This window comes from Edaphobacter sp., from assembly GCF_035763405.1.
GTDB lineage: Bacteria > Acidobacteriota > Terriglobia > Terriglobales > Acidobacteriaceae > Edaphobacter.
In genome coordinates this window covers 1-7230 of record NZ_DASUBE010000099.1, presented here as the reverse complement: position 1 = coordinate 7230, position 7230 = coordinate 1, and the positions used below count along the sequence as shown (strand labels likewise).

The window sequence follows — 7230 nt, the reverse complement described above, 5'->3', positions numbered from 1 at the left end:
GTCTCGCCGGGAAGAAAGCGTACCTCAGCGGCTAAAGCCGCGTTGATTTTGCAGCGTTAGCGGCACGGCTGAAGCCGTGCCCTTAAGCAAAACTGACTTTTTCAGCACCCTCTAAAGCCCCATTGCATTGAGGGACGTGATGGCGTGGCTGATGCCACGCCCCTTCAAAGCGAAGACTTAATCAGAGGCTCCCTATTTCTATTTTAATTTGCTGAAGTAAACTCGACCGCCAACTTCGGCTGAGAAATATCTCCTTCTGGTGCAAGTGGATGGCCGGTTGTGGGAGGCTGAAGGGGGTTGACATGGGTAGTATGTCTTTTGAAGGCCATGGCCGCATACTCTCCACAGGACGGATTTTTCCGGGCGCTTGCTGAGGCGCAGCGGCGGCTGGACAAGGGATTGAAGCATCTCCCGATGGCGGGTGTGCCGGGGCTGGATGAAGACGCGCGTGCGGTGCTGGGGCAGGTGGCCGAGAGGCTGGGCGACAACTTTCCTTATGGGCATCCGTTGTATGCGGGTCAGATGCTGAAGCCGCCGCATCCGGTGGCGCGGGCGGCGTATGCGCTGGCGATGTCGGTGAACCCGAACAATCATGCGCTGGACGGCGGACGCGCCAGCTCTCGGATGGAGATTGAGGCGGTGGCGCGGCTGGCGGCGATGTTCGGCTGGCCGCTGCATCTGGGGCATCTGACCAGCGGCGGGACGTTTGCCAATCTGGAGGCGCTGTGGGTTGCGGGGCAGATGACGCGGAGTGCGGATGGCAGGCTGAAGACGATTGCTGCTTCGAGTCAGGCGCACTATACGCACAGCCGCATCTCCGGTGTGCTGGGGCTGCCGTTTGCGAGCGTGCCGGTGGACGAGACGGGCCGGATGGACCTTGCGGCGCTGGAGCGGATGCTTGCGGAAGGTGAGGTCGGCACGGTGGTGGCTACGCTGGGCACGACGGCGGTTGGCTCGGTAGACGCCCTCGACAAAATCGTCGCGCTGCGCGAGCGGTATGGCTTTCGCCTGCATGTGGATGCGGCGTATGGAGGCTACTTCATGCTGGCCGGAAATCTCGCGCCGGAGACGCGCGCTGCGTATGACGCGATTGGCGAGGCGGATTCGATCGTGATCGATCCGCATAAGCATGGGCTGCAACCCTATGGCTGCGGGTGCGTTCTGTTTCGTGATCCGAGCGTGGGGCGGCTTTACAAACACGACTCGCCGTACACGTATTTCAGTTCGAAAGAGTTACACCTGGGAGAGATTTCGCTGGAGTGCTCGCGAGCCGGAGCGGCGGCGGTGGCGCTGTGGGCTACGCAGCAGTTGCTTCCTTACGAGCGCGGCGGCGAATTTGCTCGGGGGTTGGAGTCGGGCCGGGAAGCTGCGCTTGCGCTTCATCGGCATCTGGCTGGCGCCCCGCACTTCATTGTGCCGGTTGCGCCGCCTGCGCTCGACATCATTTTCTGGGCCGTGAGAGCGGCGACGCCTGAGGCCTCGTCGGCGATGGCGCAGGCGGTCTTTGACGAGGCTGCGAAGCTGGACCTGCATCTGGCTCTGGCGAAGCTGCCTGTGTCCTTATTTCCACAGGGGACGTGGAAATCGGGACACATCTCAGGAGATGAGGAGCATGTCACCTGTTTGCGTTCGGTGTTGATGAAGCCCGAGCATCTCCTTTGGCTGGAAGAGATATGGGAGCGGCTGGAGAAGGCGGCGAGTCAAGCGTTGATGTCAATCCCCTGATCGAACCAGCGGGGGTAACCCAAGCGACATAGTTTACGGTAACGTGTTTGCTAGAATGGCTTGATTCGGTGCTGGGCATCCTTTCGCCGGTCTCGCGCATCGTGGCGGCCTGCAAAATCGCTTCAGCGTCGAACTCCCGCCAACCGGCGCGCGTTGCCGGGCGGGCGAGAAAAGGGACCACCACCGCATGGACTTCGCAACCCCCGCTCCTGAGCTTCCCAAACGGACCATCGCTTACTTTTCCATGGAGATTGCGCTTTCTCCGGACATTCCTACCTACTCGGGTGGATTGGGGATGCTGGCGGGCGACACGCTGCGCTCGGCTGCGGATACGTGTGCGCCGATGGCTGCCATCACGCTGGCGCACCGGCGCGGATACTTTCGGCAGCACCTCTCCGATATGGGTCAGCAGACCGAGTCGGAGGTGCCGTGGTCGCCGGAGTCGTTGCCCAGCGCCGGAGAGATTGTCGCCATCACGATGCAGAACCGGCAGGTGCTGGTGCGGGCGTGGCGCTACGATGTCGTCGGCGTTACCGGGCATGTGATTCCAGTCCTGATGCTCGACACAGACATCGAGGGTAACGACCCGTGGGACCGGAGGTTGACCGATCATCTGTATGGCGGCGACAGCTACTACCGTCTGTGTCAGGAGACGGTGCTTGGGCTGGGTGGCATCGCCTTGCTGAATGCGCTGGGCTGTAAGCCCGAGGTCTACCACATGAACGAAGGCCACGCTGCGCTGCTGGCGCTTGGCCTGCTGGAAGGGCATTTGGGCGGGGCGCCGTTGTCGAGCGCGACTGATGCGGACATCGAGGCCGTGCGGCAGCACTGCGTCTTTACCACGCACACGCCCGTGCCGGCGGGGCACGACCAGTTCGGCGTGGACCAGATGTATCAGGTGCTGGGACATGAGCGCGCCACGGCGATCGAACGCGCGGACTGCCTGCACAACGGGCTGATGAACATGACCTACATCGCGCTGCGGTTTTCGCGCTACGTCAATGGAGTGGCCATGCAGCACGGCAAGGTCTCGCAGAAGATGTTTCCGGGATACAAGATCAGCGCGATCACCAACGGGGTCCACGCGGGGACGTGGACGAGTCACCATTTTCAGGAACTGTTTGACGCGGAGCTGCCGAACTGGCGCACGGACAATCAATATCTGCGAGCGGTCTACGGGATTGATCCGGCGCAGATTTCGGCCTGCCACATCAAGGGCAAGCAGCGGCTCTTTGACGTGGTGGCGCGGCGCACGGGGCACTACTTCAACCCCAGTGTGCTGACGCTCGGCTTTGCACGCCGTGCGGCGACGTACAAGCGCGCCAGTTTGTTGCTGAGCGACCCGGCTCGTCTGGTGGCGATTGCGGAGAAGATCGGCGGGCTGCAGATTCTGTTCGCGGGCAAGGCGCATCCGGCAGACAACGCGGGCAAGGGACTGATCCGCGAGGTCTATGCGGCGGCGGAGCGGTTGAACTCGCGCTCGCTGAGGATTCATTATCTGGAGAACTACGACTGGGAGCTGGGCGCGTTGCTGACGCAGGGCGTCGATGTGTGGGTGAACACGCCGCGCAGGCCGTATGAGGCCTCGGGCACATCGGGCATGAAGGCGGCGCTGAACGGTGTGCCGTCGCTGTCGATTCTGGACGGCTGGTGGATTGAGGGCTGCGCGGAAGGCGTTACGGGCTGGGCGATTGACGATGCCGAGAGCGAAGAGGTGGAGGCGGCGTGTCTGTACGACAAGCTGGAGCGCAGCATTGCGCCGCTTTACGCGAGCCCCGGGGGCTGGGCGCGGATGCAGCAGCACTGCATCGCCATCAACGGAGCGTATTTCAACACGCACCGCATGTTGGCGCAGTATCGGTACAACTCGTACTTCCCGGCGGGGCAGATTCCGCTGACGTCGGTCGCCGATGCGCCGCTGCGGCTGCATCGTCGCGCGACGGATGTTCACTTTGCCGAAGAGCCGGTCCTTTCGCGAGCGGTGAACTAAGTCAGATTCAGGCTGCCGGGCTCCTGAAGAGACTTTCGGAGAACGGTATGCGTGGACGCTGCATGGTGGGAAATGCGGGGATCTATCCACTACGGCGGCAGAAGACGCCGTCTCCGGTTGAGATGACGCGCGCTTTGTGGCGGCGAAGAAAAGATGGCGTAAGCGATAGCGCTGCAACATTTGCGCATGAGCGTCCGTCATTTCTGTGAAAGAATGGCTTACCACACCCTCACGTGTACGAAGAGCCGGAAGGTTTTTTGCCAGACTGGTGGCAGACTACCCGCATAGAATGGGGTCGCTGAAGATGCGGCGTTTGGCTTGTGTCACGCAGGAAGTCCAGTTGGCGCTGGGCGACGAGGGAGACGTTTCCCGGGCCGATGTTTTGTGGCCTTGCCGATGACCTGCTGCCTTTGTGAGAATCGATGAGCTGCACTATCCACATCTTTTCCCGGGAAGACAGAACGCGCTCGCGAGTGCGGCGGATGCGCTCATCTCTACGCACGTGCGCGCTTGCGGTGCTTCTGGTTTTGGTCGCATCGGGTCCGGCGTGGGCGCAGCAGTTTACGTTCAAGCATTATGGGCAGGATGAAGGACTCAAGAACCTGGATGTCTTCCGGGTGGTGCAGGACAAATCAGACTTTCTGTGGGTGGCTACCGAGAACGGCCTGTTTCGCTATGACGGGTCGGAGTTCCAGCGTTTCGACGCGAGCGACGGAATCGATGAGAGCCTGACGACTGACGCCGTGGTGGACGCCTCGGGTCGCCTGTGGGTGACGACCGGCAGCCATCTGTACTACTTTGCCGATGGCAGGTTCCAGGAGGTTCCAAGCTCGGGCCCGATGCAACTGAATGTAGGGCAGCGGTTGACCTCGCTCGATGCCGGACACATTCTGACGATCGACGGCGCGACGCTGCGGGTTGCACACCAGACGGGCAAGAACGGGGCGTGGACGATCTCGCCGTATTTCAGCAAGAAGATGCTGGCCGCGTATCCGCCGCTCGGCGAAGTGCACAGCGTGCTGGCGGAGCGGGACGGTACGCTGTGGCTGGGGTGCGGCGAGGTGCTGTGCCGGGTGAAGGGAGACAATGTGAAGCTGTACGGCCCGGCGCAGGGCGTTCCGGCTCCGGCAGCCTGGCTGGCATTGTTCAAGGACAGCCACGGTACGCTCTGGGTGCGCAGCCCTCATTACATGCGCGTGTTGACGCCGGGCAGCACCACGTTTGTGAGTCGCGTCATCACGCCCACGACGCAGACTCACTTCTTCGGGGCGGGCATCCTGACCTTTGCTGAAGACCGCAACGGCAACGTGCTGACGCAATCCACGACGGGTCTGGCGCGTTGGAATGGAACGGCGTGGGAAGTGCTCGACTCCTCCAACGGGCTCAACTTCGGAGACATCAGCACCATATTGAGCGACCGTGAAGGGTCGATCTGGTTTGCTACGCGCGGCCATGGGCTCGAGCGATGGCTGGGCTACGGCGAGATGGAGAACTGGACGATGCAGCAGGGCCTGCGCAACGACCTGGTGTGGTCCATCTTCCGCGACCGGCAGGGGCGACTCTGGATCGGGGACCAGCTTCAGGTCAGTGTGCTCGATCCGCGGCTAAGAACGATTCATCTCGCGCCCGGTTTTCCTCCGGTCTTCTTTCAGCAGACCTCGGGCTTCGAGCAGGCATCTGACGGCTCGATCTGGGTTGCGAGTGTACCCGGCTTCATTGGGCACTCTGACCCTCGGAGCGGGCGGTTTACCGAGTTCGGCAAGATTAACGGCATTATGCGCACGATCACCGGCGCGGACGGGGTCATCTGGTTCTGCACGCGCGAGGGACTCTACGCTATTCGGACGCCTGTGTCGCATCCGAAGCTGGAAAAAGTTGCCGGGCCGTTTGTGAGCGAAGGCTTTGATGACGCAGCCCGGGACGCGGAGGGCAATCTGTGGTTCGTCTCCGACCACCATCTTTACCGTCTGGCACATTCGAACTCCGCAGACGGCGGCCAGTGGAGCGAGGTCGCGCTTGATTCTGCGATGACGCGCGGAGGAATCCGTTCGTTTGCGGTTGCGCGGGACGGCACGTTCTGGATGGGCGGCGGTCTCTCTGGTCTCTATCACTTCAAGGTCGAAGGCGGCCGCGCGAAGGTGCTGTCCGTGCTCACGCAGCCTGAGATCATCTCGACCGACATCCAGTTTGTGCGCTTTGACCGCGATGGATGGCTCTGGGTGGGCACCGACCTCGGCGTCGAGGTCTTCGACGGCACGCACTGGAAGCTCATCACGCAACGTGACGGGCTGATCTCGAACGACACGAACGAAGGCGCATTTTTTGCCGACACGGACGGCTCGGTGTGGATTGGCATTAACGGAGGGCTGACGCATCTGCTGCATCCGCGCGATCTCTACAAGGAGGAGAACCTCGATGTGAGGCTCACCTCGGCGACGCTGGGCGACAGAGTGCTGAATCTGTCCGGCGGCAGAAATCTCTGGCGGTGGCGGAACACTCCTTTGGATATTCGCTTCACCTCGCCCAACTACGACCGCGAGGGCTCGCTCCAGTTCCGCTACCGGCTTTCAGGGCTGGAACAGACATGGAGTAAAACCACGGAACACAGCCTGCACTACGCAGCCGTGCCGCCGGGCGACTATCGCTTCGAGGTGCGTGCGCTCGATCCGAACCGCCGCAATGCCTCCGAGATTGCTTCGCTGGCGTTCACGATCCGTCCGCCGTGGTGGCGCACCCGGTCCTTCTATTTGTTGGTGGCCTTGGTTGCGACGTTGCTTTCGATGCTGGTATGGCGCTGGCGCGAGCGGCGTCTGCTGCTTGAACAAACGGCGTTGCAGGAGTTGATTGCTCAACGTACCGGCGAACTGGAGGCGGAGAAGCGGGAGCTGATGGCTGCGCGCGAGGCGCTCCAGCATCAGGCCTCGCATGACGCGCTGACGGGCCTGTGGAACCGGCCGGCGATTCTTGAAATTCTTGAGCGCGAGATGACACGCGCCCGCCGCGAGCGCACCAAGTTGACGGTCGTGCTCGCCGACCTCGACCACTTTAAGCAGATCAACGACACGTATGGCCACCTTGCGGGCGACGCCATCCTGCGCCAGGCATCCGGGCGTATGGTCGAAAATATCCGTCCCTACGATTTCATCGGACGCTACGGCGGCGAGGAGTTCATTATCGTCTTGCCGGGACTGGCCGAAGAGCCGTTTTCACGGCTGACGCAGCTCCACCAGGCGATTTCGGCGAGGCCCTTCGACTACGAGAGCAAGACTTTTCGGATCACGTCGAGCTTTGGGGCGGTCTCGCTCGACCGCTCGATGGCGACGGTTGAAGACATGGTGCGATGCGCCGACCAGGCGCTCTATCGGGCCAAGGCCGATGGGCGGAACTGCATCGTCTTCTACACACACCCGACGCAGCCCGGGCCGCTTGTCGAGACGCAGTAGACCCGCGACTATACCCCTCAACTGATTCAGCATGTACCATGCGGACGAGCCACTGAGAGCATATTCCATAGA

At 62.0% G+C, this 7230-nt stretch carries 3 protein-coding genes; all 3 read left to right on the top strand.

All coding sequences use genetic code 11. The features are described from left to right. The first annotated feature begins 327 nt into the window (after positions 1–327). The gene (locus VFU66_RS10250) at positions 328–1725 is read left to right on the top strand and encodes a pyridoxal phosphate-dependent decarboxylase family protein (RefSeq protein ID WP_326446152.1); all 1398 of its coding nucleotides are present in this window, start codon (positions 328–330) and stop codon (positions 1723–1725) included. 187 nt (positions 1726–1912) lie between these two features. After that, a complete protein-coding gene (gene glgP / locus VFU66_RS10245) occupies positions 1913–3715 on the top strand; it encodes an alpha-glucan family phosphorylase (RefSeq protein ID WP_326446151.1) in 1803 nt (600 codons plus the stop codon). Positions 3716–4230: 515 nt separating this feature from the next. Continuing rightward, a complete protein-coding gene (locus tag VFU66_RS10240) occupies positions 4231–7158 on the top strand; it encodes a ligand-binding sensor domain-containing diguanylate cyclase (protein ID WP_326446150.1) in 2928 nt (975 codons plus the stop codon). Positions 7159–7230: the final 72 nt, after the last annotated feature.